This is a genomic window from Mesorhizobium sp. M0217 (genome assembly GCF_040321955.1).
GTDB lineage: Bacteria > Pseudomonadota > Alphaproteobacteria > Rhizobiales > Rhizobiaceae > Mesorhizobium.
Map to the genome: position 1 here is coordinate 73,567 of NZ_JAMYSN010000016.1, position 24,414 is coordinate 97,980.

Below are 24,414 nucleotides of genomic sequence, written 5' to 3' on the forward strand. Positions count from 1 at the left end.
CGGCGACATGGCTTCGCAAGCTCTGACATCAAACGAACCGCTTTTCAGCAGATCCGGCCAGAGGGATGGACGGCGGCTGCTTGCGTTGCCTGGCGTTGTGGCAATTGCCGGCGCGCTGGTTACGGCGGCAATCTCGTTTGCGATTCTTGTCGGCGCCACGCCGATCACGCCAGACGCAAACACAACGCTGACGCTGATTGCGGCCAATGCCTTATTTGTGCTGGCGCTGATTGCCCTCGTCGGCCGCGAGGTGCATCGCATCACCATGGCGCGCCGGCACGGCAAGGCGGCGTCGCGGCTGCATGTGCGCATCGTGACGATGTTTGCGCTGGTCGCGGCCATCCCCGCCATCATGGTGGCCATCATCGCCTCGATCACGCTCGATATCGGCCTCGACCGCTGGTTCGAGATCCGCACCAAGGCGATCGTCAACTCGTCGCTGTCGATCGCCGACGCCTATGTGCAGGAAAACGCTCGCAATCTTCAGGGCACGACGCTGTCGATGGCCTACGATCTCGATGCGTCGCGCACGCTTTACGGCCTCGATCGAACCGGCTTTCTCGACCTGATGAACAAGGAAGCCGTCGGCAGAAGCCTGGTGCATGCGGCGCTGGTCAGGGAAGACGGCTCCTTTGTCGTGAGTGCCCAGACCGATGCGGACTTCGCCATGCCGGCACCGCCTGAGGGCGCGGTGGCAAGTGCGGCCGACGGCAAACCGGTGCTGATCGAGCCGAAGACGCGCAACATCATGGGCGCCATCATCAAGCTGCGGGAGATCGAAGGCCTCTACCTCTACACCAATCGCCTGGTCGACCCCGAAGTGATCAAGGCGAGGGCGATCGTCCAGTCCAACACCGCCGAATATCGCGGCCTGGAAGACAACAGGCGGACGTCGCAGGTGGCGTTCGCGCTGCCCTATCTGTCACTGACGCTGATCATCATCCTGTCGGCCATCTGGACCGGCATAGCGGTGGCCGACCGTCTGGTGCGGCCCATCCGTCAACTCATCGGCGCGGCTGACGAGGTTGCGACCGGCAATCTCGATGTCGCCGTTCCGGTACGGCCTTCCGACGGCGATGTCGCCTCGCTTGGCGATACGTTCAACAAGATGCTGCTGGAGCTTAAATCGCAGCGCAACGAGATCCTGTCGGCCAAGGATTTGATCGACGAACGGCGTCGTTTCTCGGAAGCGGTGCTGGCCGGCGTCACCGCCGGCGTCATCGGCGTCGATCCCTACGGCATCGTCTCCATCGTCAACAAATCGGCCGAAACGATGCTGGCCATATCGGCCACGGCGGCGCTGGGGCAGAACCTGTCCGCCGTGCTACCGCATGTCGGGCGTGTCTTCGAGATCGGCCGCAAATCCGGCAAGCCGGTCTATCGCGAGCAGGTCACCTTCTATCGCACCGGCGCCGAGCGTACCTTCAACGTGCAGATCACCATCGAGGCCGGCGACGACGGCGAGGAGGAGAAATCCTACGTCGTGACGGTCGACGACATCACCGATCTCGTCCAGGCACAGCGCTCGTCGGCCTGGGCGGATGTGGCGCGGCGTATCGCACATGAAATCAAGAACCCGCTGACGCCGATCCAGCTCTCGGCCGAGCGCATCAAGCGACGCTTCGGCAAGGTCATCACCGAGGACCGCGAGATTTTCGACCAGTGCACCGACACGATCATCCGGCAGGTCGAGGATATCGGCCGCATGGTCGACGAGTTCTCGGCTTTCGCCCGCATGCCCAAGCCCGAGATGAAAGCCATCGATCTGCGTGAATCGCTGCGCGAGGCGTCGTTCCTGGTCGAAGTCAGCCGCGCCGACATTGCTTTCGAACGCGTGTTCGGCAACGAACCGCTCAAGGGCACGTTCGATAGCCGATTGATGGCGCAGGCTTTCGGCAACGTCATCAAGAACGCGGCCGAGGCGATTGACGGGCTGGAACAAAAGGACGGTTCGCACGGCATAATCCGGATTCAAGCTGCCCGGCAGAATGGCGCGATCAGAATCGACGTCATCGACAATGGCAAAGGCTTGCCGCGCGAGAACCGCCAAAGGCTGCTCGAGCCCTACATGACGACGCGCGAGAAGGGCACCGGGCTCGGTCTCGCCATCGTCAAGAAGATCGTGGAGGACCATGGCGGGCGGCTCGAATTGCACGATGCGCCCGCGGATTTCCACGGTGGACGCGGCGCGATGATCTCGATCATCCTGCCGCCAGCTGCCGCAACCGCGCCGCCACGCGGTCAAGGCGAAACGGAACACGAACGAGAAACTGAAAAGGTCGGTAATGGCGTCTGATATTCTCATCGTCGATGACGAGGAAGACATCCGTGAACTCGTCGCGGGCATATTGAGCGACGAAGGGCATGAAACCCGCACGGCATTCGATGCCGACAGCGCGCTCGCGGCAATCGCCGACCGGGCGCCGCGGCTGATTTTCCTCGACATCTGGTTGCAGGGCTCGCGCCTCGACGGGCTGGCGCTGCTCGACGAGATCAAGACGATGCATCCGAGCCTGCCGGTGGTGATGATCTCCGGCCACGGCAATATCGAGACAGCGGTGTCGGCCATCCGCCGCGGCGCCTATGATTTCATCGAGAAGCCGTTCAAGGCCGACAGGCTGATCCTGATCGCCGAGCGGGCGCTCGAAACCTCGAAATTGCGGCGCGAGGTGTCCGACCTCAAGCAGCGCAGCGGCGAAACCTTCGACCTGATCGGCATGTCGTCGGCGATGAGCCAGCTGCGCCAGACCATCGAGCGCGTGGCGCCGACCAACAGCCGCGTCATGATCATCGGTCCGTCCGGCTCGGGCAAGGAGCTCGCCGCGCGCGCCATCCACACGCTGTCGACGCGCAAGGGCGCGCCGTTCGTGACGCTGAGCGCGGCCAACATCACGCCCGAGCGCATGGAAATCGAGCTGTTCGGTACCGAATCGAACGGCACCGAGCGCAAGGTCGGCGCGCTTGAAGAGGCGCACCGCGGCATTCTCTACATCGACGAAGTGGCCGACATGCCGCGCGAGACGCAGAACAAGATTTTGCGCGTGCTGGTCGAACAGCAGTTCGAGCGGGTCGGCGGCACCAAGCGGGTCAAGGTCGACGTCCGCATCATCTCCTCGACCTCGCAGAACCTGGAGGCGATGATCGCCGACGGCCGTTTTCGCGAAGACCTCTATCACCGCCTGGCGGTGGTTCCGGTCATGGTGCCGGGCCTGGCCGAGCGGCGAGAGGACATTCCCTATCTCGTCGACAATTTCATGAAGCAGATCGCTCGCCAGGCCGGCATCAAGCCGCGCCGCATCGGCGACGATGCGCTTGCCGTGCTGCAGGCGCACAACTGGCCGGGCAATGTCCGCCAGCTGCGCAACAATGTCGAACGGCTGATGATCCTGGCGCGTGGCGACGATATCGATGCGCCGATCACCGCCGACCTGTTGCCGTCGGAGATCGGCGATGTCATGCCGCGCACGCCGAACCAGTCCGACCAGCACATCATGGCGCTGCCGCTGCGCGAGGCGCGCGAACAGTTCGAGAAGGACTATCTGATCGCCCAGATCAACCGTTTCGGCGGCAACATCTCGAAGACGGCCGAATTCATCGGCATGGAGCGCTCGGCGCTGCACCGGAAACTGAAGTCGCTGGGGGTCTGACCCCCGTTGTTGTTGGTCCAGCGGGCTGTGGCCCATTCAATTGCCGGTTACGGCAGCGGCGGAATCGCATAGAAAAACCGGGACTTTTCTGAGGGATCACCCATGCCGCGCATTACCTATGTGAACGGGCGCTATGTCGCCCATGCCGACGCTGCCGTGCATATCGAGGATCGCGGCTATCAATTCGCCGACGGCGTCTACGAGGTCTGCGAGGTGGCGCAGGGCTTTATCGTCGACATGCCGCGCCATCTTGCCCGGCTGAGCCGCTCCCTTAGCGAATTGTCGATCGACTGGCCGGTCACCAAGGGTGTGCTGCCGCTTCTTCTGCGCGAAATCGTCCGGCGCAACCACGTCGTCAACGGCCTGGTCTATGTCCAGGTTACGCGCGGTGTTGCCAGCCGCGACTTCGTTTTCCCCGCCGATACACCGTCATCGCTAGTGATTACGGCCAGAAAGGCCGACCCGGCGGCGGCCGCCAAGCGAGCCGAGGCGGGCATCAAGGTCATCACCGTGCCGGAAAACCGTTGGGACCGGGTCGACATCAAGAGCACCGGCCTGCTGCCCAACGTACTGGCCAAGCAGAAGGCCAAGGAGGCCGGCGCCCAGGAGGCCTGGTTCGTCGACACCGATGGCAACGTCAAGGAGGGCGGCTCGTCCAACGCCTGGATCGTTACAAGGGACGGCGTTCTGGTCACCCGGCCGGCGGAGCATGGCATCCTGCGCGGCATCACCCGCACGACCATGTTCGAAGTGGCGGCAAAGCTCGGGTTGACGATCGAGGAGCGCGGTTTTTCAGTCACTGAAGCCAAGGCTGCGCGAGAAGCTTTCATCAGTTCGGCAACGACAATCGCCATGCCGGTCGTGGCAATCGACGGTGCCGCGGTCGCCAATGGGCACCCCGGTTCGATAACACTTTCATTGCGGCAAGCCTTTTTTGACGTTGCGGAAAAAAGTCCAGCCTGATAACCGCACAGACGGACTGCACATCAATATATCTCGTTCTGCTTGTCGTTACTGACGGCAAGGGGGTGTTTGCAAGCTTGACATGTGCCCGCTAATTTGGCGCATTAGCCTGCAAACCGAAGGGGATCGGCGAAAGACAAGAACAATGGCGGAACGATCGCAAAACCTTCAGGACCTGTTCCTGAATTCTGTTCGCAAGAGCAAAAATCCACTCACCATCTTTCTCATCAACGGCGTCAAGCTGACCGGCGTGGTCACTTCCTTCGACAATTTTTGTGTTCTGCTGCGCCGTGACGGCCACTCCCAGCTCGTCTACAAGCATGCCATTTCCACGATCATGCCGAGCCAGCCGGTTCAGATGTTCGATGGCGAGGAAAGCCAGGGCGCCTGATTGGCACGTGAAAAAGACGCGGACCGCGGCGTCCGCGGGAAACCAGCACATAATTCCGGGACGGAAGCCACAGGTCCGACCCGGGCGGTTGTCATTGTGCCGGTGCTTACCCGGCATCAGCGCAACGATGACGAAACGAACCGTCCACGGCTGACGCGTTCGGCGGATGCGCGCCACGACGAAGCGGTCGGCCTTGCCCGCGCCATCAACCTGGATCTGATCCACACGGCGGTGGTCACCGTCAACGATCCACGCCCGGCAACCTTGCTCGGCAGCGGCAAGGTCGCGGAATTCGCCGAGATCGTCAAAGAGGGTCACGCGGAGGTGGTCATCGTCGACCATCCGCTGACGCCGGTGCAGCAGCGCAATCTCGAAAAAGAAATGAATGCCAAGGTGCTCGACCGCACCGGATTGATCCTGGAGATTTTTGGCGAGCGCGCGCGGACCAAGGAGGGCACGCTGCAGGTCGAACTTGCCCATCTCAACTACCAGAAGGGCCGTCTGGTGCGGAGCTGGACCCACCTTGAACGCCAGCGCGGCGGAGCCGGCTTCCTCGGCGGCCCCGGCGAAACCCAGATCGAGTCGGACCGGCGGCAGCTGCAGGAAAAAATCATCAAGCTCAAGCATGAGCTGGAAACGGTGCGCCGCACCCGCGACCTGCACCGCGCCAAGCGCAAGAAGGTGCCGTTCCCGGTGGTGGCGATTGTCGGCTACACCAATGCCGGAAAGTCGACGCTGTTCAACCGGCTGACCGGGGCCGACGTGCTGGCCGAAGACATGCTGTTTGCAACGCTCGACCCGACGCTGCGCCGCGTGCGCCTGCCGCACGGCACGCCGATCATCCTGTCGGACACAGTCGGCTTCATTTCGGACCTGCCGACGCATCTGGTCGCCGCCTTCCGCGCCACGCTGGAAGAGGTCGTCGAGGCCGATCTGGTCATCCATTTGCGTGATATCTCAGATCCGGATACGGCCGCCCAGGCCGAGGACGTCGAGCGCATCCTTGCCGATCTCGGTGTCGACGCTGGCGATGCGAACCGGGTCATCGAGGTGTGGAACAAGGTCGACCTTCTCGACGACGGCAACCGGGAGCGCCTGCTCGCCGACGGCACTGACGCCAACAAGGCGCCGCCGATCGCCATCTCGGCGGTCACCGGCGAAGGCATCGATGCGCTGAAGGCGCTGATCGAGACCAGGATGTCGGGCGAACTCGAGGAATTGACGGTGACGATCGAACCGCCGCAGTTCGGCCTTGTCGACTGGCTATACCGCAATGGCGACGTCGTTTCGCGGGTAGACAATGAGGATGGCAGCGCGACCATCGCACTCAAGGCCACGCACACCGCCCGGCAAGAGATCGAAAGCCGATTGCACCGCAAAAACAGGCAGTAAGCCTGATTATTTCACGCCCTTGGCCTGCTGCCAGAGCACTTCCATCTCGTCCAGCGTGGCTTTTTCGAGCGTGCTTCCCGATGCATCGATCGCGCGCTCGACATAGTGGAAGCGCGAGCGGAACTTTTCGTTGGTGCCGCTAAGCGCCGCTTCCGAATCGAGCTTGAGGTGACGCCCCAGATTGACGACGGCAAACAGCATGTCGCCGAATTCGTCCTTGATCTCAGCCGTTTCGCCCTTAGCCAGTGCCTCGCGCAGCTCGCCGATCTCTTCCTCGATCTTGTCGAGGATGGGTGCTGCCTCGCTCCAGTCGAAACCGACACGCGCTGCCTTTTCCTGCAGCTTCAGCGCACGAGTCAAAGCGGGCAGGGCGACGGGCACGCTGTCCAGGAAACCCTTGCCATGGTCTTCGGGGTCGAGGCCGCGGGCGAGGCGCGCACTTCGCTTTTCGGCTTTTTCCTCAGCCTTGATCTTTTCCCACATGCCCTTTGCCATGCCGGCGTTGCGCGCCTTCTCGTCGCCGAAGACATGCGGATGGCGCCGGATCATCTTGGTGGTGATGGCCTCGACCACATCACCGAAGGCAAAATCGCCGGCTTCCTCAGCCATCTGCGCGTGGTAGACGACCTGCAGCAGGAGATCGCCTAATTCGTCGCGCAGATCGTCGAGATCGCCGCGCGCAATGGCGTCGGCCACCTCATAGGCTTCCTCGATCGTATAGGGCGCGATGGTCGAGAAATCCTGCTCGATGTCCCAGGGACAACCGGTCTTCGGCGCCCTGAGCGCCGCCATGATCTCGATCAGCCGGGAAATGTCGCGCGAAGGTTTCATGCGGCGAATGCTATCCCGCTGCCTGTCGTGCGGCCAACGGCGTCAGCCGGAGAGGGGAGATTGTCCACAGCGAGCTTCAGCCGAGTACCGACACAACCGCCTTGGCGAGGTCATCCATGCCGTCCTCGGGCAGGCCGGCGACGTTGATGCGGCTGTCGCCGACCATGTAGACGCCATACTCGGCACGCAGCCGCTCGACTTGCGCCTCGGTCAGGCCAAGCCTGGAAAACATGCCGCGATGGCTGGCGATGAAGTCGAAGCGGTCGGAGTTGGACTGCCGGCGCAGCGCGTCGGCGAACTGGACGCGCAGCCTCAGCATGCGCAGCCGCATCTCCTCCAGCTCCGCCTCCCAGTCGGCGCGAAGGCCATCATCTTCCAGCACCATGCGCACGGCGGCGGCGCCATGGTCCGGCGGCATCGAATACATGGCGCGCGCCGCCGCCAGCATCTGGCTCATCGCCACATCGGCTTGCGCACCATCCTTCGCCAGGATCATCGCCGCGCCGACGCGGTCGCGGTAGACGGCAAAGTTCTTCGAGCAGCTCGAGGCAACGACCATTTCAGGCACCTTGCCCGCGAGAAGGCGCAAGCCGGCCGCATCGGCGTCCAGGCCTTCGCCAAAGCCCTGATAGGCAATGTCGACAAAGGGCAACAGCCCGCGCTCGACGACAAGATCGGTGACGCTGGCCCATTGCGCGATATCGAGATTGGCGCCGGTCGGGTTATGGCAGCAGCCATGCAGCAGCACGATATCGCCGGGCTCGGCTGCGCCAAGCGTTGCCAGCATCTCGTGGAAGCGCACCGCGCCGGAAACGGCATCGAAATAGGGATAATCGCGCACCTTGAGGCCGGCCCCGCGCATCACCGGCGGGTGGTTCGGCCATGTCGGGTCCGACAGCCAGACGGTTGCGTCGGGGCGGGTCCGCTTCAACAGCTCCGCCACCAGCCGCAGCGCGCCGGAACCGCCAGGCGCTTGCGCGGCGCGGATGCGCGTCATGTCGGCAGCGGGGCCGAAGGCCAGCTTGACCATCGCCGTGTTGAAGCCGGTGTCGCCGGCAAGGCCGAGATAGGTCTTGGTGTCCTGGTCCTGCAGCAACCGCTTCTCGGCCTCGCGCAGGGCGCGCATGACCGGCGTCCTGCCGTCGCGGTCCTTGTAGACGCCGACGCCGAGATCGATCTTGCCGGGGCGCGGATCGGCGCGATAGAGGCCGATCAAGGCGATGATCTTGTCGGCCGGGGCAGGTTGCAGGGTCTCGAACATCAATACGGCTCCAATGGCGGCGGAGTAATACGCAAAGCGGCCGCGTTTCGCCAGTGCTTCCATCTGCGCCAGTCCGCTAGCGTACTGGACCGTTACGCCAAGCTTTGTCTGTACGGCAGGGGTCGGCGGCTATGGCGACGGGTTCATTCCAATCCGCCGGATAAGCACCCGTCCAATCACGGCGAGACCGATGCCGGTCAGCAGGGAGAAACCGCCGAGCATGCCGGCCAGCCCGGCAAGGAACCAGCGTCCGGCGAAGCTGTCGACGGAGGCATTTTGCGGATTGGTTGGGTCGTAAGCGACAGGGACGCTGTCGCCATCACCCCAGAACGAGCTGTGGACGGCATTGTTGAAGCGGATGACGGTGCCGTCGGCGGTCGAGAACTCGATGCGGGGATTGTATTCGGCGGCGACAATCCTGCCTGTCGCCGAAGCGGTACGAGGGCCGTACATCTCGACGATGGCCAGCACGCCGGAAGCGATCAGTCCGACAATGCCAAAGATGATGAACACCCTGCCGACGATCGGCAACGCTGCAAAACCCGTTACACGACTACCATTGGCCATCTTTTGCTCCTGGGACAGACGGATAAGGCTAGACTTCATCCATAAAGCAAACATCTGCCGCACGGGAGATGGGTAAGTGCGCAGCGGACTTCTGATTGCATGATGCCTATTGTGGCGACGCAAAAAAGTTTTGGTGGCGATGGATTAAGATCCCCGCCTGTTTCGTAAACGGGGCATGAAACGGTCGATGCCACGCTTCGATATTGTCGGACAGCTGGGTTCGCTCAGGCGCTACGCACGCTCGCTGACGCGCGACGGCACTGACGCCGAGGATCTGGTGCACGATGCGCTGGTGCGCGCCTACGAGCGGCGCGACACATTCCGCTCGGGCGGCAATCTGCGGGCATGGTTGCTGTCGATCGTCCACAACGCTTTCATCGACAAGATGCGCTCGCGCCGGTCGGAATCAGCGCGTGTCGAGCAGGCCGGCTATCTCACCGATGCCAGCACGCCGGCGCCGCAGGAACATTCCGTGCGACTGGCGCAGGTGCGCGAGGCCTTTTTCAGTCTGCCGGAGGAGCAGCGTTCGGCGCTGCATCTGGTCGCCATCGAGGGCCTTTCCTACCAGCAGGCCGCCGACGCCAGCGGGGTGCCGCTGGGCACGCTGATGTCGCGTATCGGCAGGGCGCGCGCAGCACTGCGCGAGATGGAAAACGCTGCACCTTCGCCGGCCAAAAGCCATCTGAGGATCGTGGGAGACCCATCATGACCGACCTGTTGCGGGACCCGGTGACCGATACCGATCTCGACGCCTATGTCGACGACCAGCTGGATGTCGCGCGCCGCATCGAGGTCGAGGCGTTCCTGTCGGCTCGTCCGGAGGCTGCGGCGCGGGTGATGTCCGACTTGAGGACGCGCGACGAACTGCGCCTGGCGCTGGCTGCTTCCACAGGCATGGCGCGGCCGGCGACGACTGAAGTCGCGCGCCGGCTGGGCAGGGGGCTGGCCAGTCGCCGCGTCTTCGCCGTGCTGCAGCGGGCGGCCGCGGTCGCCATCTTTGTCGCTGCCGGCTGGCTGGCGAACGGCCTCTTCGGGCCGCTGCTGGTGACCAAGGTCGTGGCTTCGCCGCCGCCGCCCGCCTATGTCGAAGAAGCGATCCGGGCGCACAAGACGACGCTCATGCGCGAGGCGATGCCCTCGCAGCTGGAGGCGCCCAACTACAATGGCGACGAAATCCGCGCCGCCACCGCAATCGTCATGCCATCGCTGCCCAAGGACTGGAAGGTCCGCGACGTCCAGATCTATCCGTCGCGCTTCGGGCCGAGCGTCGAGGTGGCGCTGGAGACGAAGGATATGGGGCTGGTCTCGCTGTTTGCGATCCGGCCCGGAACCTTCGACGTGGTCAAGCCTGCCATCGCGCCCTCCGGCGACATCTCCTCTGCCTATTTCCAGATCGGCGAGGTCGCGTACGCGGTCGTCGCGCGCAGCGATGTCCACGACCTCGACCGCACCGCCGAGACGCTTGCCAAGACACTTTACTGATCAGGACACTTTACTGATCAAGACGCTTTACTGAGACCACATAAGGAGAACCCGCAATGAATACCCCTGACCTCGGATACCGCATGGGCACTGGCGCGCGCGCCGGCGCCGTCTATGACGAGGGCCTGCGCAGCCACATGCTGCGCGTCTACAATTATATGGGCATCGGCCTCGTCGTCACCGGCATCGTTGCCATGGTGGTGTCCTCGACGCCGGCCCTCTACGTGCCGATCTTTTCCAGCCCGCTGAAATGGGTGGTGATGCTGGCGCCGCTCGCCTTCGTGCTGTTGTTTTCGTTCAAGATGCAGACGATGTCGGCGGCAAGCGCCCAGTTGATGTTCTGGGCCTTCTGCGCGGTGATGGGCCTGTCGCTGGCTTCGGTGTTCCTGGTCTTCACCGGCACCAGCATCGCGCGCACCTTCTTCATCACCGCCACCATGTTCGGCGCCACCAGCCTCTACGGCTACACGACCAAGCGCGACCTGACCCAGTTCTCGTCGTTCCTGATCATGGGTCTGATCGGCGTGGTGATCGCCAGCGTCGTCAACATCTTCCTCGGCTCGACCGCGCTGCAGTTCGCCATTTCGGTGATCGGCATCGCGGTGTTCGTTGGCCTGACCGCCTGGGACACGCAGACGATCAAGGAACAGTATGCTGAGAATTTCGACGCGGAATCGCAGCAGAAGCTCGCCGTCTTCGGCGCGCTGTCGCTCTACCTGAACTTCGTCAACATCTTCCAGCTGCTGCTGAACTTCACCGGCGAACGCGAATAGTCGAACCGTAGCAAGGCAACAATCTCGATCTCGCAGTGGCCGGAGGAGAATCTCCGGCCACTGTCGTTTTGGCGTGGAGACATCGCTCCTCTATCAGCGCGATGTCGCTGCGCCCTTGAGTCCATGCGGGCTTTTGCTAACCTGCCGCTCGCACGCAGCTTTCCGCGAGAACGCATGGAACAAGTGACGCTTCAGGGCGACGGCATCTCGGCAACCATTGTCGGGCAGGGGGCCGAGCTCGTCTCCTTGCGCAATGCCGAGGGTCTGGAGTTTTTGTGGCAGGCCGGGCCGGAATGGCGGCGGCATTCGCCGGTGCTGTTTCCGATCGTCGGCCGGCTGAAGGGGGACCAGCTTCGCCATCGGGGCCGGGTCTATCCCCTGACGCAGCACGGATTTGCCCGCGACAAGCCATTTGTGTGGGCTGACGCGAGCCCCCGATCCTGCACGCTGGTGTTGACCGACGATGCCGATACACGCACGCGCTATCCGTTCGCCTTTCGCCTTGCCATCACCTACACCCTCGAGCGTCGCGAACTTGGTGTGAGCTTCGAGATTGCCAACACCGGCGACGAGACGCTGCCAGCCTCCATCGGTGCACATCCGGCTTTCAATTGGCCATTGCAGCCGGGGCTCGCCAAGACAGACTACCACCTGACCTTTGCCCAGGACGAGCCGGCGCCGATCCGCCGGCTGAAGGATGGCCTGGTGCTGGCTGCACCGCGGCCGACGCCTATCGAAGGCAAAACGCTGGCGCTTTCCGAACAGCTGTTCGAGGCAGACGCCGTGATCCTCGACCGGCCGGCCAGCACCAGCGTGCGCTATGCCGCCGCGAACGGTGCGGCGATCGAGATGTCGTGGCAGGGTTTTAAGGAATTGGGCATCTGGTCGAAGCCGGGCGGCGCTCCGTTCCTGTGCATCGAACCCTGGCACGGGCTTGCCAGCCCCGTGGATTTCGATGGCGAGTTCGCGGACAAGCCGGGCGTGATGCTGATCGCGCCCGGTGAAAAGCGCGTGCTGAGCTATCAGGTACGGCTCGAGCATGCGCCGCTGTGACCGATGAACCAGAGACAGGCGCGATGAAACTTGGCTTCATCGGCACGGGTGCCCTTACAGCGGCCATTGTCAGCGGGCTCAAATCCGTCGCGGATAACTCCGTCTCCGTGCTGCTGTCGCCGCGCAATGAAGAGATCGCCGCAGAGCTGGCAGCCCGTTATCCGGATGTGCGTATCGCTGATGACAATCAGGCGGTTCTCGATCAATGCGACCTGGTCATGCTGGCTGTCCGGCCGCAAATTGCGCATGACGTCCTGCCGGGTTTGCGGTTTCGGCGCGAGCATCACCTCATCAGCTTGATCGCCACGCTGCCGCGCGAGGAGATTGCCCGCTTGACCGCACCCGCGCACCAGGTGACGAAAGCGCTGCCCATGCCGATGATCGCCCACCGGCTGGGGGCAACGATCATCTGCCCGCCGGATGCCACTGTCGCTGCCTTGTTCGGCAATCTGGGGAAAGTGATCGAGGTCGAGAACCCAGCCGAATTCAACGCGTTGAGCGTGGCCACCGCAACCTATGCCAGCTACTTTAGATATCTCGATACGATTAACAGCTGGCTCAAGAGGAATGGCGTGGAGGAAGGGAAGGGGCGCGATTACATCGCCTCGCTTTTCAAAGCCTTGGGATGCGCTCCTGATATGTCGCCGGATGCCGACTTCATGCATCTGGCGCAGGACTATGCGACGCGCGGCGGCATCAACGAACAGGTTCTTCGCGAACTCACGGCGCGAAACGTGTTCGAGGCGCTCACCGAGAGCCTGGACGGCGTACACCGGCGCATCGTCGGCGATACGCCTTGATGGGCGGTACCTTGAAATTCCCTGATGATCAGGAGTATGGCTCCAACGGATGTTCCGGACCGTTTCGGGAGGGTCGGCGGGTGCCTGGATGCTTGAAATTGGGCTTTGTGGCAGCGGCGCTGGCTGTGCTGATTGTCTTTCCGGTCGCTGCCGCCGACATCGACCGCGCCAGCCTCTACCGCGCGCAATCGGTGACCAGCGGCACTGGCGAGGAGAACCGGGCCTGGGGCCTGGCGCCGTGCCTTGAAGAGGTGCTGGTCAAGGTTTCCGGCGACCCGCGGCTGATCGGCGACCCGCGTGTTGCGGACATGAGCCGGCACGCGGCCGACTATGTCACTGGTGTCGGCTACCGCGACCTGCTCAACAACCGCCCGCCGCATGACGAGCAGGGCACCCACGACCGGCCGCATTACATCACCGCCGATTTCGACCCGGACAAGATCGATGCCTTGCTGGCGTCGCTCGGGCGCAAACCGTGGGCGGTGCCGCGGCCAAAAATGGTCGCACTGCTGGATGTAAGGCCGATGAAAGGCGACGGCTTCACGCTGGTGCGCGATGGCGGCGGCGAGCTTGCGGCGGATATGCGCGTTGCGCTGGCGGACGCGGCGCACCGGACCGGTTTGCCGCTGGAGTTGCCTCGGCCGTCCGACGTCGCGCTCGCCGACGTGGCCAACACGCTGGATGGGGACGCCCTGCTTGCCGGCACTTTGGTATGGCGCCAGGAAGCGCTGGGCTGGGTCGGCGACTGGCGGCTCAGCTTCAAGGATAAGGAGTATCGCTGGCAGGTACGTGGCGTCAGTTTCGACGATGCGTTCCGCAACGCCACGCGCGGAACGCTGCAGATCCTGTCGGGCAATGGAGAGCCGGAAGCCGTCACGCCCTGACTTCAAGGGAACCTTCTTGCCCGAGCGCCGTAAACAAAGTGGCGGGCAAGCTTTGAGCAAGGAGGTATAATTGCAACATCGCCGGATCGACATTGACGGAAACAGCATCTTCTATCGCGAAGACGGCCCGCCTGATGCTCCCGTCCTTCTCCTGCCGCACGGCTATCCGTGCTCGTCCTATCAATTCCGACGGTTGATGCCGGCACTTGCCGATCGCTGGCATACATTCGCGCCGGACTTTCCCGGCTTTGGCTACAGCGCCACGCCCGAAATGTCGGTTTTTGGCTATGATTTCGATGCCTATGCCGGGTTTCTGACAGCTTTCGCCGATGCGCTCGGCACGTCGCGCTATGCTCTCTGGCTGCACGATTATGGCTCACAGATCGGACTGCGCCACGCCATCGCACATCCCGAGCGCATCGCGGCACTCATCATCCAGAACGGCGATATATACGAGGATGTTCTCGGGCCGAAATACGCTGGGATAAAAGCCTATTGGACGGAAAAGACGCCCGAAAAGCACCGGCCGTTGGAAGAGGCGGTGAGCGAGGAGGGGTTCCGGCACGAGTTCGTCGGAGAGGTGGATTACGCTGTAGCCGAGCGCGTGCCTCCCGATCTTTGGAAACTCCACTGGCCTTTGATGGACACGCCGATCCGCCGGCGGCTCGCGGTCGGCCTGATGGAGAAGCTGGAGGCGAACCTCGGCTGGTTCCCGCGCTATCAGAGCTATCTGCGCGAGCACCAACCGCAAACGCTCATCGTCTGGGGCCCCGAGGATGGTTACATGCCGGCACAATCGGCGCATGCCTACCAGCGCGATTTGCGGGAAGCGGAGCTTCATCTGATCGATGGCGCCGGCCACTGGTTGCTCGAAACGCATTTCGATGAGGCACTTCCGCTGGTGCGCGATTTCCTGGCGCGCGTCCACAGTCAGGAAGCGAAAGGGACGGGCAGGGCGGCCGGCCGGGCGTAGACCCCTCCGTTGCGGTCATCGGATCGATCTGCAACCATGGCGTCATGATGGAAAAGTCTGCCGCGCCCTGGCCTCTGCTGCAAATCGCGATCGAGCCGAAGTCGCGGGCGGATCAGGAGAAGCTAGCTACTGCCTTGTCGAAGCTGGCGGACGAGGATCCCTGGCTGCACGTCAAGCAGGATGCGGAATCGGGCCAGACGATCGTCGCCGGCAGGGACGAACTCCACCTCGACATAGTCATCGACCACCTGCGCCGCGAGTCTCGCATTGAGGTGAATGTCGGCGCGCCCAAGGTAGCGTATCGCGAGACGATCACCCGTAAGCACGAGCAGGACTACACGCACAAGAAGCAGTCCGGTGGTACGGGTCAGTTCGCCCGCGTCAAGATTGCGTTCGAGCCGAATGGCGGTAGCTGGGACTTCGTCTTCGGGTCCAAGGTCGCCGACGGTGCGCTTCCGAACGAATATGTTGCGGGCGTCGAAAAGGGGCTGCGGAACATTCTGTCTTCAGGCCCGTTTGCTGGCTTCCCGATGCTTGGCGTGAAGGCAACGCTGATCGACGGCGCGTATCACGATACTGATTCCTCGCCCCTGACTTTCGAGATCGCCGGCCGAGCCTGCTTCCGTGAAGCCGCTCCCAAGCTGGGCGTGCAGCTCTTCGAGCCGATCATGCAAGTCGAGGTGAACACGTCGGCGGCCTATGTCGACAAAATCATCGCCGAACTGCACAGCCGCCGGGGCCTGATCCGGAGTCGGGAAATCAGCGGCGTGGTCGTCGTTGTCAAAGCGACAATGCCGCTCGCGAACATGTTCATGCTGGAGGATGCGCTCCGGTCCTGTTCGAACGGACTGGCACGCCTGCGCGCCGACTATTCCGGATGCGCTCCCGTACCACTGCCACCCGGCGGCGACCCACCGGCCGCCATGGCCATGGCCAGATGACGTCGCCAAAATTCTCCTCGCGGGCAGGGTTCCTTGTCGGCCTCGGCGTCACGCCGGTCGCCTTTTTCCTGGCGCTCTATTCGGCCGGGGCCGGGCATGGCGACTATGTGCTGGCGCGACTTCTCTATCCGGTCCCCATGCTGGCAACGCTTTTGACCAACACAACGATCACCAGCCTTTCCATCGGATTGGCTGCGCTGCAGTTTCCTGCCTATGGGGCATTTGTTGCGGGCGCCGGCGGCTCCAGATGGCTGGCCCTTGGCGTCTTCCATCTTGTTGCAATCGCAGCAGCCTTCAGCGGCCTCCTGGAAAGCTTTTCGGGATGACGCTCCTGTTCGTTATCCCGGCGCGGGCCGGTCGAGCAGGAAGTCGAGGCCTTTGCGAAAGGCGCCATCCCTTGAGAAATGAAGACCACGCCAACTCATTTCGCCACTGCTTCGTCAACGTTCCTCCCGCCAAGCAATCAGAGCCGCCAGCCCGCATCTCAGTCAGCAGGGCGTATATTGGCACGCCCCTAATGGAAGCAGCAGCCACATATGAAAGTCGCATAAGATAGATTATGGAACTTGTGCATTAGACTGAAGCAATGTTTGTCGAGCCTTCGCACCGGCGTCGAGGCATCGGCCAGGCGCTGATGGCCAAAAATGCTGCATGACGACAAAGCGCATGGGTCGCGGTGCTCGATGCTGTTGGCGACGCGTGCCGGAGCGCTGCTTTATCCCCGCATGGGCTATGAGCCGATTGGAACGCTGCTGATCTTCGCGCTGAAGAACCGAACGTCCTTATAAAAGATCTGCTCGTATCATGCTGTCTCATAAAGGAATTTCGATCACCATGCCGTCATAGGCCGGAGTGACGTTGGCCGGCACCTCGGCCTTCACCGTGGCATAGTCGAGCGGCACATGCATATGCGTCAGCACGGCCTGTTTCGACGCCAGTTTTTCAATCCAGCCAAGCGCCTGACCGAGCGACAGATGACTGGGATGGGTATGGTACTGCAAGGCATCGATGACCAGCATTTCCAGGCCGCGCAGCCGCTCGGCGGTGGTATCCGGGAAGTCGCTTATATCGGGGCAGTAGGCCAGCCCGCCGATGCGGAAGCCGAGCGAAATGATGTCGCCATGGATCTGCGGCAGCGGCTCGAGGGTGAGGGCACCGCCCTCGCCTTCGATCGTCACCGCCCTTGCGTGATCGATGATGTGCGGCCTGACGATCGGCGGATAGGAACTGCCAAGCGGCGTCTCGAAGCAATAGCCGAACGCTTCGCGCAGCCTGAGCATGGTCGGCTGGTCGGCATGGACATCGATCAAATGGCGCTGCTCCAGCACGTAGCCGCGCAGATCGTCGATGCCGTGGATGTGGTCGGCGTGCGGATGCGTATAGACGACGGCGTCGATGCGCCGGACCGCCGCCATCAGCATCTGCTCACGGAAATCAGGCCCGGTGTCGATGACGACCGTGGTTCTGGCGCCGTTGGCTGCTATCCGCTCGACGAGCGCGGCTGAGCGTGTACGCCGGTTTTTCGGATTGGCCGGGTCGCAATTGCCCCAATCGCCGGTGATGCGCGGCGTGCCAGGTGACGAGCCGCAGCCGAGGATGGTGAGGCGCAGCCGGTCGCTCATGCGTCAGAGCCCGGCGGGCCGCGGCATCTTGCCGAACAGCCGGAAGAAGTTTGCCGTCGTCAGCGTCGCGATCTCGGCTTCGCCAACGCCGACCGTCTCCGCCAGCACCTTGGCTGTATGCGCGATATAGGCCGGCTCGTTGCGTTTGCCGCGGAACGGCACCGGCGCCAGATACGGTGCGTCGGTCTCGACCAGCAGCCGGTCATGCGGCACATCGGCTGCGATGGCGCGTAAATCGGCGGAGTTCTTGAAGGTCAGTATGCCCGAGAAGGACACATAGCCACCAAGCGCCACGCCGACCTCTGCCAGCCGTCGCCTCGACGAAAAACAATGCAGGATGAAGGGGAAGGCGCCCTTCCCTGTTTCGTCTTCGAGGATGGCAGCCATGTCGTCATCGGCATCGCGCGAATGGATCACCAGCGGCAAGCCGGTCTCGCGCGCGGCCGCTATGTGAGTGCGAAAGCCCTGCGCCTGCGCATCGCGTGGCGCCTTGTCGTAAAAATAGTCGAGCCCGGCCTCGCCGATCGCCACCACCTTCGGGTGCGCGGACAGGCGCACAAGGTCCTCAGCCGTCACATCCAGCTCTTCGCCGGCATTGTGAGGATGAGTGCCGACCGAGCAATAGATTTCGTCGAAACTCTCGGCAATCTCAAGCACTTGCGCAAACCGCTTCACGCGCGTCGAGATGGTCACCATGTGACCTATACCGGCAGCCTTGGCGCGGGCGACGATGGCCGCCCGCTCCTCGGTGAAATCCGGAAAGTCGAGATGGCAATGGCTGTCGACGAGCATCAGGCGCTCGCCTCAGGGTTTTCGACATAACGCGGAAACACGCCCTCCGGCGCGGGCAGCGCCGTGCCGGGCACCAGCGCATAGTCGGCATGGACATGCGCGAAGTCACGCTTGTCCGCCGGCACCGCCAGCAGGTCCAGCAGCTTGCCGGCCGACCCCGGAATGTAGGGCTGGCACAGCAATGCCACGCGACGCACCAGTTCGGCGGTCGTCCACAGCACTGTTTCCATGCGCGCCGGATCGGTCTTCTTCAGCGCCCAGGGCGCCTGCGAGGCGAAGTAGCGATCCGCTTCCGCCACAACGCCGAAGATCGCCGCCAACGCGAGATGGATGCCCTGTTCCGACATCGCCTGGCGCGCGGTACCCAGCGCTTCCACCGCCTGGTCGAGGATCGCGCTGTCGGCTTCGGTCAGCTCGCCGCGATGCGGCACCACGCCGCCGCAGTTCTTGGCGATCATCGACAGCGAGCGCTGCGCCAGATTGCCGAGACCGTTGGCGAGATCGGCATTTGTGCGGTTGACGATCGCGTCATGGCTGTAGCTGCCGTCCTGGCCGAATGGCACCTCACGCAGGAAGAAATAGCGCACCTGGTCGAGGCCGTAATGCTCGACCATGGTGAAGGGGTCTACGACATTGCCGACCGACTTCGACATTTTCTCGCCGCGGTTGAACAGGAAGCCATGCGCGAAGACGCGCTTCGGCAGTTCGATGCCGGCCGACATCAGGAAAGCCGGCCAGTAGACGGCATGGAAGCGGACGATGTCCTTGCCGATAATGTGCGTGGCCGGCCAGTAGCGCCATTGCTCGGCCTTGGTGTCGGGATAGCCGGCAGCGGTGATGTAGTTGGTCAGGGCATCGACCCAGACATACATCACATGCTTGTCGTCGCCGGGCACCGGCACGCCCCAATTGAAGGTCGTGCGCGAGACCGAGATGTCCTTGAGGCCGGACCTGACGAAGCTCATCACCTCATTTCGACGCTCGGCCGGACCGACGAAATCGGGCTGGCTTTCGTACAGCGCAAGCAATTTGTCGTGATAGGCGGAAAGCCTGAAGAAGTAGCTTTCCTCCTCATTCCATTCGACCGGCGAGCCAAGCGGCTCGCGGCGCACGCCGTCGTCGCCGAGCGTGGTTTCGCTCTCTTCGAAATAGGCTTCCTGGCGGACCGAATACCAGCCACTGTAGCGGTCGAGATAGATGTCGCCATTGGCCGCCATCGCCTTCCAGATCGCCTGGCACGACTCGTAGTGGCGTGGTTCCGTCGTGCGGATGTAATCATCATTCGAGCCGCCCAGGACCTCTGTCATCGAACGGAAGATCGCCGAGTTGCGGTCGGCAAGCGCGAGTGGCGTTATGCCTTCCTTCTCGGCCGTCTGCTGCATCTTGAGGCCGTGTTCGTCAGTGCCGGTGAGGAAGAGCACGTCCTTGCCGTCCAGGCGCTGGAAGCGGGCCAGCGCGTCGGTCGCGATGACCGTATAGGCGTGGCCGATATGCGGCTTGCCGTTCGGATAGAAAATTGGTGTCGTGATGTAGAATGTGTCGCGTGACATGAATTAACCGTCATGAATGGCCGAATGAATGTGAGCGGTGGATATCGCATCGAGACGGCGATTGCCATCCCGCCCCAATGCCGAAACCGGTCACATTCGCATTGCGGAATTCAGGCGGTCGATCATGGTCAAGGCGTGCTGCTTCTTGTCAAGATTGTAGGTATCGGTCTCAGATATGGCGTTCAGCGCCTCGTGCCAAGTGTCGGACAGCGTTTTCGCCCGCGCGAGATCCCCAGCCAGCGCGGCTTCACTGGCGCCGGTGGAGAGCAGATCGAGCGCGCGGCGGTTGAAGATGTCGAACTGGATCGCCTGGTCGCGGCCGGCGACGGCCTCGGCAAGCCGATAGGCTCCGGCGATGTCGCTCTTGCCCGACGTGACCAGGGCGTCGAGCGTGCCGGCAATCTCCAGCCCGCCATATTGGGTCAGAAGGATCGCATTGCGGGCGCTGCCCCCTGCCCGTTCCGCCAGTGCCGCGCGCGCAGCAGGATCGGAAGGTGGCGGCGGCTCGACGGTTTCCAGAACACTCATCAGGCTGCCGGCATCGAGCGGCGTCAGCCGCACCATCTGGCAGCGCGAACGGATGGTCGGCAAAAGGCTGCCCGGCGCATGGACGATGAGGATGAACAGCGTGCGGCTCGGCGGCTCCTCGAGGTTCTTCAGCAAGGCATTGGCGGCGTTGGTGTTCATGTCGTCGGCCGGATCGACGATCACCACCCGGTAGCTGCCGTCATGCGAGGTCAGCGACAGGAAGCGGTTGACCTTGCGGATCTCGTCGACGGTGACGACGGTCTTGAAACTCTTGGTCTTGTCGTTCAGCGGCCGGGTCAGGTGCAGCACGCCGGGATGCGCCCCGGTGGCGATCTGGCGAAACAGCGATGAGGCCGGATCGGGAACGGCAAAGACATCCGGCGCCTGGTCGAAGGCCGGATACTTCAACAGATGGTGCGCCAGGTGAAAGGCAAGCGTCGCCTTGCCGATGCCGACCGGCCCGGCAAAGATCAACGCATGCGGCAGTTTTCCCGAGCGATAAGCGGCAGCGAGCATCGCGGCCGCCTGCTCATGGCCGACCAGGCGCAGCGTCTCGGACGGCTCCGGTACACCGTCCAGTGTGTCGTGCTGCTCGGGAGCGATGCGTTCGAAGATCATGCGGGCGCCGCCTGTCTGTTGCGCGCGGGCGCCCTCGCCTCAAGTGCGGCGAACACCACCGCGGTGACGATATCCTCCACCGTAGCGGGAGGCGCCGACGCGTCGATCACGATGCAGCGGTCCGGCTCGGCGGCTGCGATCGCCAGGAAGGCGTCACGGCGGCGCTGGTGGATATCCAGCGTCTCCTTTTCGAAGCGGTCCGGACCGTCCTCGGCGCCACGCCGCGCGGCGGCGCGCCGCAAGCCCTCGGCAGGGTCAATGTCAAGGATCAGCGTCATGTCCGGCATCATGCCGTTGATGGCGACCTCCTCCAGACCTTCCATGAAAGCCGGATCGAGGCCGCCGGTGACGCCCTGATAGACGCGCGACGAATCGAGGAAACGGTCGCAAAGCACGATGGAGCCGCGCTCCACCGCCGGCCGGATGACCTGCTCGACATGGTCGGAGCGCGCGGCGGCAAACAGCAGCGCCTCCATCTTCGGCCCGAACGGCTCGGCGGCGCCGGACAGGAGCACATGCCTGACCGCCTCGGCGCCGGGTGACCCCCCGGGTTCGCGGGTGAGGAGGACATCGTATTTCTTGGCGCGCATCTTCTGGGCCAGCCGCACGATCTGCGTCGACTTGCCGGCGCCCTCGCCGCCTTCGAAGGTGATGAAAAATCCGCTTGCCAATCGAAAGGCCTTTGTCCTGCTTTGCGCTGGTGTCTTAGTCCGCGCCTGAGAAAAGGTCCACGCCGCGGGAACTCAACGCAGCCAGCCTACGGCCAGTTCCCTGGCGGCATCAAACGCTCGTTGCGGCAGGGTGCCTACGCCGACCGATTCGGCGGCGAAAAGCGGCGTTTCCTGGCTTAGCGTGTCGCCGATCCAGACGCGCAGCGCGCCGACGGGTTGCCCCTCCTCCACCGGCGCCGATACCGGCCCCTGATAGACGATCCTGGCGGTCAGCTTGTCGCGGTTGGCGATCGGCAGCAGGACGTCGATCGGCGCCTTTGCCTTCAGCGCTACGCTGGATTTGGCGCCGCCGAACACCTGGGCCTCGCCGACCACTTCGTTGCTGGCGAAAATCTCGGTCTTCTCGAAGGAGCGGACGCCCCATTCGAGCAGCTTGCGCGCTTCCTCGGCCCGCTCGCGATCGTTCGCCAATCCGCTCATCGCGGCGATCACCCGCGTCCCGTCATGGCTGACCGAGCCGACAATGCCGAAACCGCCCGTCTCGCTCGACCCGACCGCCATTCCGTCGGCGCCGATGCCCATGGCCAGCAACGGGTTGCGGTTCTTTTGCGAGATCTTGTTCCAGGTGAAATCGGGCCGGCCGTAATAGAGATAGAGATCCGGATATTCGCGCCATATATGCAGGCCAAGCTGCGCCAGTTCGCGCACCGTCGTCTGCTGGCCGTCGGCCGGCAGGCCGGTCGAATTGACGAATGTCGATTTCGCGAGCCCGATCTGGCGGGCGCGATCGTTCATCTGCGCCGCGAAATTCTCTTCCGAACCGGCCATGCCTTCGGCCAGCACCATGCAGCCGTCATTGGCGGCCTGTATGGTGACCCCCTGGATCAGATCCTCGACCCGGATCGCCGATTTGAGCTTGGCGAACATGGTCGACGTTCCCGACGGGGCGCCGCCCTTGCGCCAGGCATTCTCCGAGACCACGAAGGTGTCGTCGAGGCTCATGCGCTTCGACTTGATGGCGTTGAAGACCATCTCCATGGTCATCAGCTTGGCCATCGAGGCCGGCGGGATCGGTTGGTCGGCATCCTTGGAAAACAGCACCGTGCCGGTTTCGGCATCGATCATGAAAGCCTGCGTGGCCTTGGTCTCGAAAAGCTGCGCGTTGGCCGGAACCAGCGCGGCAAGCAAGAAGCCAAGGCCAAAAAGCCCGGCAAAAGAGTGGAAAAGGCGAAATCGCATGAAGAGGCTCGACCTGTTAGCCGGCAGAAACTTGCCGCAACGCTATCAGGCTTCTTCCCGGCGGATCAACCGCGCAATGACAAAACCGGCGTGCCTTTGTTGGTCAGTTGCGCACAGCCAGCGCGTCCGGCGCGCCATGCGACCATGCCGCGCGCAAGAGGTCGTCGACATTGCCATGGCCATCCGGATAGAGATTGACCGCGTACCAGTCATTGCCGTCGAGTTCGGTGCTCTGGATTTCGGTCCTGCCGAACGGTTCGAGAGCCGCAGCCACCCGCTTTGCCTCGGCAGCATCGTCGAAGGATCCGGCGGCGACATAGTCGGAAACGGCAGGCGATGCCTGCGGGTTGGATTTCTTCCACGATTGCAGGATGTCGGCTGGCGACATGCCCTGGTCGTCAAGCGCTGCAAAGACGTCGGCGCGCTGTACGCGCTCATCCGCATAGGAGAGCGAAGCCACGGCAAAGGGCGATTCCGGGCGCTGAGGCACGATCGGCCCGAATTCAGGCAGCGTCACATCGCTTGAGGCCGGTGCCTGCATCGACATCACTGGCTGTGTGTCGGAATTCGTCAACTGACCAGGAAACGGCACTACGGCAGGGGGTGCGCCAACAGATAGGCTCGGCGAAGGTCCGTTCATCGCCACCATGACGCCGGTCGGCAAGCCATCGGACGGGTCCGGGCGGTTGCCCGGGCGGTAGGAGGCGACCAGATATTGGTCGTCGTCGCCGTCGAGCGGTGCGCGGCCAATATATTCCACCTTGACCCTGGCCGTGCCGACCTTGGCATAGTCGAGCATTTGCGCGGCGCGTTCTGAGACATCGATGATGCGTCCCTCGTGATAGGGGCCGCGGTCGTTGACGCGCACGATGACCGAGCTTCCGGTCTCGGTGTTGGTGACACGGGCGTAGCTTGGCAGCGGCATGGTCGGATGCGCCGCCGTCAGATGGGTCATGTCGTAGACTTCGCCATTGGCTGTGAGACGACCGTGGAAGGCATCGCCATACCAGGAGGCGAGACCGACCTTGGCGTAGCGCTTGTCTTCCTTGGGGTAATACCACTTGCCGCGCACCTGATAGGGCTTGCCCAACTGGTCGCGGCCGCCGCCGCGCCGCATGTACTGAACGCGCGGGCTGGCCTTCACGCCGTACTCGGTCTCGGCAAAATATTCCTTCGAGCGAGGCTTCTTGTAGACCATGGCTTTCGGCTCGGACTGCGGCGACGCGCACGCGGCCAGCAACGCAGCCGAAAGAGCGCACAACACCAAAGCAGGAGCGCGACGAAGACGCCGATGCGTCGTGGTCTGCATGTTTTCCGATGTCCCCTACCGTCTCGACACAGGCGCCGCTTCTAGAATTTCGGCGGAGCCAGATGAGCAATGCCTGCGACGCGCCAATCCCCATCCCTTGTGCGCAGGAATTGTTTATCAGCGTATT

General features: G+C 63.1%; 25 protein-coding genes and 1 pseudogene. 16 read left to right on the forward strand and 10 right to left on the reverse strand.

What is annotated here, in order from left to right; translation table 11 throughout:
* The first annotated feature begins 7 nt into the window (after window positions 1-7).
* The 5 genes from NKJ18_RS22805 to hflX all read left to right on the forward strand — a co-directional run bounded on the left by NKJ18_RS22805 (window position 8) and on the right by hflX (window position 6,393).
* Window positions 8-2,296: a sensor histidine kinase NtrY-like gene (locus NKJ18_RS22805; RefSeq protein ID WP_023706551.1), complete on the forward strand. Its 2,289-nt coding sequence runs from the start codon at window positions 8-10 to the stop codon at window positions 2,294-2,296.
* Window positions 2,286-3,647, forward strand: coding sequence for a nitrogen assimilation response regulator NtrX (gene ntrX / locus NKJ18_RS22810; protein WP_023668929.1), 1,362 nt, complete (start codon window positions 2,286-2,288; stop codon window positions 3,645-3,647). The genes NKJ18_RS22805 and ntrX overlap by 11 nt, the downstream gene beginning before the upstream one ends.
* A 102-nt stretch (window positions 3,648-3,749) precedes the next feature.
* Entirely contained in the window at window positions 3,750-4,610 is an 861-nt protein-coding gene (locus NKJ18_RS22815) for a D-amino-acid transaminase (protein WP_023701734.1), read from the forward strand.
* A 145-nt stretch (window positions 4,611-4,755) separates the two neighbouring features.
* Entirely contained in the window at window positions 4,756-5,001 is a 246-nt protein-coding gene (hfq, locus tag NKJ18_RS22820) for an RNA chaperone Hfq (RefSeq protein WP_006202172.1), read from the forward strand.
* Window positions 5,002-6,393 carry a GTPase HflX gene (gene hflX / locus NKJ18_RS22825; RefSeq protein WP_023708495.1) on the forward strand — a complete coding sequence of 464 codons (1,392 nt, stop codon included), beginning with the start codon at window positions 5,002-5,004 and terminating at the stop codon, window positions 6,391-6,393.
* 6 nt (window positions 6,394-6,399) lie between these two features.
* Here the strand turns inward: hflX and mazG are convergent, their stop codons facing one another.
* The 3 genes from mazG to NKJ18_RS22840 form a co-directional block, all read right to left on the reverse strand.
* Entirely contained in the window at window positions 6,400-7,224 is an 825-nt protein-coding gene (gene mazG, locus NKJ18_RS22830; RefSeq protein ID WP_023691283.1) for a nucleoside triphosphate pyrophosphohydrolase, read from the reverse strand.
* 76 nt (window positions 7,225-7,300) lie between these two features.
* A complete protein-coding gene (locus NKJ18_RS22835) occupies window positions 7,301-8,485 on the reverse strand; it encodes an amino acid aminotransferase (RefSeq protein ID WP_023816029.1) in 1,185 nt (394 codons plus the stop codon).
* A 129-nt stretch (window positions 8,486-8,614) separates the two neighbouring features.
* Entirely contained in the window at window positions 8,615-9,052 is a 438-nt protein-coding gene (locus NKJ18_RS22840) for a DUF3592 domain-containing protein (RefSeq protein WP_023706554.1), read from the reverse strand.
* Window positions 9,053-9,227: 175 nt separating this feature from the next.
* Between NKJ18_RS22840 and NKJ18_RS22845 the strand changes: the two genes are divergently transcribed.
* From NKJ18_RS22845 to NKJ18_RS22895, 11 genes and pseudogenes are all read left to right on the forward strand, one after another.
* Window positions 9,228-9,761, forward strand: a complete 534-nt coding sequence (locus NKJ18_RS22845; RefSeq protein WP_023668935.1) for a sigma-70 family RNA polymerase sigma factor — start codon at window positions 9,228-9,230, stop codon at window positions 9,759-9,761.
* The gene (locus NKJ18_RS22850; protein WP_023691287.1) at window positions 9,758-10,534 is read left to right on the forward strand and encodes an anti-sigma factor family protein; all 777 of its coding nucleotides are present in this window, start codon (window positions 9,758-9,760) and stop codon (window positions 10,532-10,534) included. Before NKJ18_RS22845 ends, NKJ18_RS22850 begins: the two co-directional genes overlap by 4 nt.
* A gap of 56 nt (window positions 10,535-10,590) precedes the next feature.
* Complete coding sequence (locus NKJ18_RS22855; RefSeq protein WP_023668937.1) at window positions 10,591-11,307, forward strand: Bax inhibitor-1/YccA family protein; 717 nt, start codon at window positions 10,591-10,593, stop codon at window positions 11,305-11,307.
* Between the two features lie 174 nt (window positions 11,308-11,481).
* On the forward strand, window positions 11,482-12,360 hold the full coding sequence (locus tag NKJ18_RS22860; protein WP_023668938.1) for an aldose 1-epimerase family protein: 879 nt from the start codon (window positions 11,482-11,484) through the stop codon (window positions 12,358-12,360).
* A 23-nt stretch (window positions 12,361-12,383) separates the two neighbouring features.
* Window positions 12,384-13,160, forward strand: coding sequence for a pyrroline-5-carboxylate reductase (locus NKJ18_RS22865; protein WP_023728025.1), 777 nt, complete (start codon window positions 12,384-12,386; stop codon window positions 13,158-13,160).
* A 107-nt stretch (window positions 13,161-13,267) separates the two neighbouring features.
* Window positions 13,268-14,044, forward strand: a complete 777-nt coding sequence (locus NKJ18_RS22870) for a DUF8605 domain-containing protein (protein WP_245261307.1) — start codon at window positions 13,268-13,270, stop codon at window positions 14,042-14,044.
* A gap of 70 nt (window positions 14,045-14,114) precedes the next feature.
* On the forward strand, window positions 14,115-15,017 hold the full coding sequence (locus NKJ18_RS22875; RefSeq protein ID WP_352499973.1) for an alpha/beta fold hydrolase: 903 nt from the start codon (window positions 14,115-14,117) through the stop codon (window positions 15,015-15,017).
* A 41-nt stretch (window positions 15,018-15,058) separates the two neighbouring features.
* A pseudogene (locus NKJ18_RS22880) lies at window positions 15,059-15,958 on the forward strand (translation factor GTPase family protein); the annotation flags it as partial.
* Complete coding sequence (locus tag NKJ18_RS22885; RefSeq protein WP_023668943.1) at window positions 15,955-16,284, forward strand: hypothetical protein; 330 nt, start codon at window positions 15,955-15,957, stop codon at window positions 16,282-16,284. The pseudogene NKJ18_RS22880 and the gene NKJ18_RS22885, both read left to right, overlap by 4 nt.
* A 260-nt stretch (window positions 16,285-16,544) precedes the next feature.
* Complete coding sequence (locus tag NKJ18_RS22890) at window positions 16,545-16,613, forward strand: GNAT family N-acetyltransferase (protein ID WP_352759826.1); 69 nt, start codon at window positions 16,545-16,547, stop codon at window positions 16,611-16,613.
* Complete coding sequence (locus NKJ18_RS22895) at window positions 16,603-16,746, forward strand: hypothetical protein (protein ID WP_352759750.1); 144 nt, start codon at window positions 16,603-16,605, stop codon at window positions 16,744-16,746. Before NKJ18_RS22890 ends, NKJ18_RS22895 begins: the two co-directional genes overlap by 11 nt.
* A gap of 24 nt (window positions 16,747-16,770) precedes the next feature.
* On the opposite strand, the gene NKJ18_RS22900 is transcribed toward NKJ18_RS22895, so the two are convergent.
* From NKJ18_RS22900 to NKJ18_RS22930, 7 genes are all read right to left on the reverse strand, one after another.
* Window positions 16,771-17,580: an MBL fold metallo-hydrolase gene (locus NKJ18_RS22900; protein WP_352759752.1), complete on the reverse strand. Its 810-nt coding sequence runs from the start codon at window positions 17,578-17,580 to the stop codon at window positions 16,771-16,773.
* 3 nt (window positions 17,581-17,583) lie between these two features.
* Window positions 17,584-18,372 carry a TatD family hydrolase gene (locus tag NKJ18_RS22905; protein WP_352759755.1) on the reverse strand — a complete coding sequence of 263 codons (789 nt, stop codon included), beginning with the start codon at window positions 18,370-18,372 and terminating at the stop codon, window positions 17,584-17,586.
* A complete protein-coding gene (gene metG / locus NKJ18_RS22910) occupies window positions 18,372-19,922 on the reverse strand; it encodes a methionine--tRNA ligase (protein WP_352759758.1) in 1,551 nt (516 codons plus the stop codon). The genes NKJ18_RS22905 and metG overlap by 1 nt, the downstream gene beginning before the upstream one ends.
* Before the next feature lie 90 nt (window positions 19,923-20,012).
* Window positions 20,013-21,068 carry a DNA polymerase III subunit delta' gene (locus NKJ18_RS22915; protein ID WP_352759760.1) on the reverse strand — a complete coding sequence of 352 codons (1,056 nt, stop codon included), beginning with the start codon at window positions 21,066-21,068 and terminating at the stop codon, window positions 20,013-20,015.
* Complete coding sequence (gene tmk, locus NKJ18_RS22920; protein WP_352759763.1) at window positions 21,065-21,739, reverse strand: dTMP kinase; 675 nt, start codon at window positions 21,737-21,739, stop codon at window positions 21,065-21,067. The genes NKJ18_RS22915 and tmk overlap by 4 nt, the downstream gene beginning before the upstream one ends.
* A 72-nt stretch (window positions 21,740-21,811) precedes the next feature.
* Entirely contained in the window at window positions 21,812-22,978 is a 1,167-nt protein-coding gene (locus NKJ18_RS22925) for a D-alanyl-D-alanine carboxypeptidase family protein (RefSeq protein WP_352759765.1), read from the reverse strand.
* A gap of 103 nt (window positions 22,979-23,081) precedes the next feature.
* A complete protein-coding gene (locus NKJ18_RS22930) occupies window positions 23,082-24,287 on the reverse strand; it encodes a septal ring lytic transglycosylase RlpA family protein (RefSeq protein ID WP_023701721.1) in 1,206 nt (401 codons plus the stop codon).
* Between the last annotated feature and the right edge of the window lie 127 nt (window positions 24,288-24,414).

What these genes read in the sequence shown, in the direction of transcription:
- NKJ18_RS22805 (WP_023706551.1), top strand. Translation starts at nt 8, where the DNA reads ATGGCTTCGCAAGCTCTGACATCAAACGAACCGCTTTTCAGCAGATCC.
- ntrX (WP_023668929.1), top strand. Translation starts at nt 2,286, where the DNA reads ATGGCGTCTGATATTCTCATCGTCGATGACGAGGAAGACATCCGTGAA.
- NKJ18_RS22815 (WP_023701734.1), top strand. Translation starts at nt 3,750, where the DNA reads ATGCCGCGCATTACCTATGTGAACGGGCGCTATGTCGCCCATGCCGAC.
- hfq (WP_006202172.1), top strand. Translation starts at nt 4,756, where the DNA reads ATGGCGGAACGATCGCAAAACCTTCAGGACCTGTTCCTGAATTCTGTT.
- mazG (WP_023691283.1), bottom strand. Translation starts at nt 7,224, where the DNA reads ATGAAACCTTCGCGCGACATTTCCCGGCTGATCGAGATCATGGCGGCG.
- NKJ18_RS22835 (WP_023816029.1), bottom strand. Translation starts at nt 8,485, where the DNA reads ATGTTCGAGACCCTGCAACCTGCCCCGGCCGACAAGATCATCGCCTTG.
- NKJ18_RS22840 (WP_023706554.1), bottom strand. Translation starts at nt 9,052, where the DNA reads ATGGCCAATGGTAGTCGTGTAACGGGTTTTGCAGCGTTGCCGATCGTC.
- NKJ18_RS22845 (WP_023668935.1), top strand. Translation starts at nt 9,228, where the DNA reads ATGAAACGGTCGATGCCACGCTTCGATATTGTCGGACAGCTGGGTTCG.
- NKJ18_RS22850 (WP_023691287.1), top strand. Translation starts at nt 9,758, where the DNA reads ATGACCGACCTGTTGCGGGACCCGGTGACCGATACCGATCTCGACGCC.
- NKJ18_RS22855 (WP_023668937.1), top strand. Translation starts at nt 10,591, where the DNA reads ATGAATACCCCTGACCTCGGATACCGCATGGGCACTGGCGCGCGCGCC.
- NKJ18_RS22860 (WP_023668938.1), top strand. Translation starts at nt 11,482, where the DNA reads ATGGAACAAGTGACGCTTCAGGGCGACGGCATCTCGGCAACCATTGTC.
- NKJ18_RS22865 (WP_023728025.1), top strand. Translation starts at nt 12,384, where the DNA reads ATGAAACTTGGCTTCATCGGCACGGGTGCCCTTACAGCGGCCATTGTC.
- NKJ18_RS22885 (WP_023668943.1), top strand. Translation starts at nt 15,955, where the DNA reads ATGACGTCGCCAAAATTCTCCTCGCGGGCAGGGTTCCTTGTCGGCCTC.
- NKJ18_RS22895 (WP_352759750.1), top strand. Translation starts at nt 16,603, where the DNA reads ATGCTGCATGACGACAAAGCGCATGGGTCGCGGTGCTCGATGCTGTTG.
- NKJ18_RS22900 (WP_352759752.1), bottom strand. Translation starts at nt 17,580, where the DNA reads ATGAGCGACCGGCTGCGCCTCACCATCCTCGGCTGCGGCTCGTCACCT.
- NKJ18_RS22905 (WP_352759755.1), bottom strand. Translation starts at nt 18,372, where the DNA reads ATGCTCGTCGACAGCCATTGCCATCTCGACTTTCCGGATTTCACCGAG.
- metG (WP_352759758.1), bottom strand. Translation starts at nt 19,922, where the DNA reads ATGTCACGCGACACATTCTACATCACGACACCAATTTTCTATCCGAAC.
- NKJ18_RS22915 (WP_352759760.1), bottom strand. Translation starts at nt 21,068, where the DNA reads ATGATCTTCGAACGCATCGCTCCCGAGCAGCACGACACACTGGACGGT.
- NKJ18_RS22925 (WP_352759765.1), bottom strand. Translation starts at nt 22,978, where the DNA reads ATGCGATTTCGCCTTTTCCACTCTTTTGCCGGGCTTTTTGGCCTTGGC.
- NKJ18_RS22930 (WP_023701721.1), bottom strand. Translation starts at nt 24,287, where the DNA reads ATGCAGACCACGACGCATCGGCGTCTTCGTCGCGCTCCTGCTTTGGTG.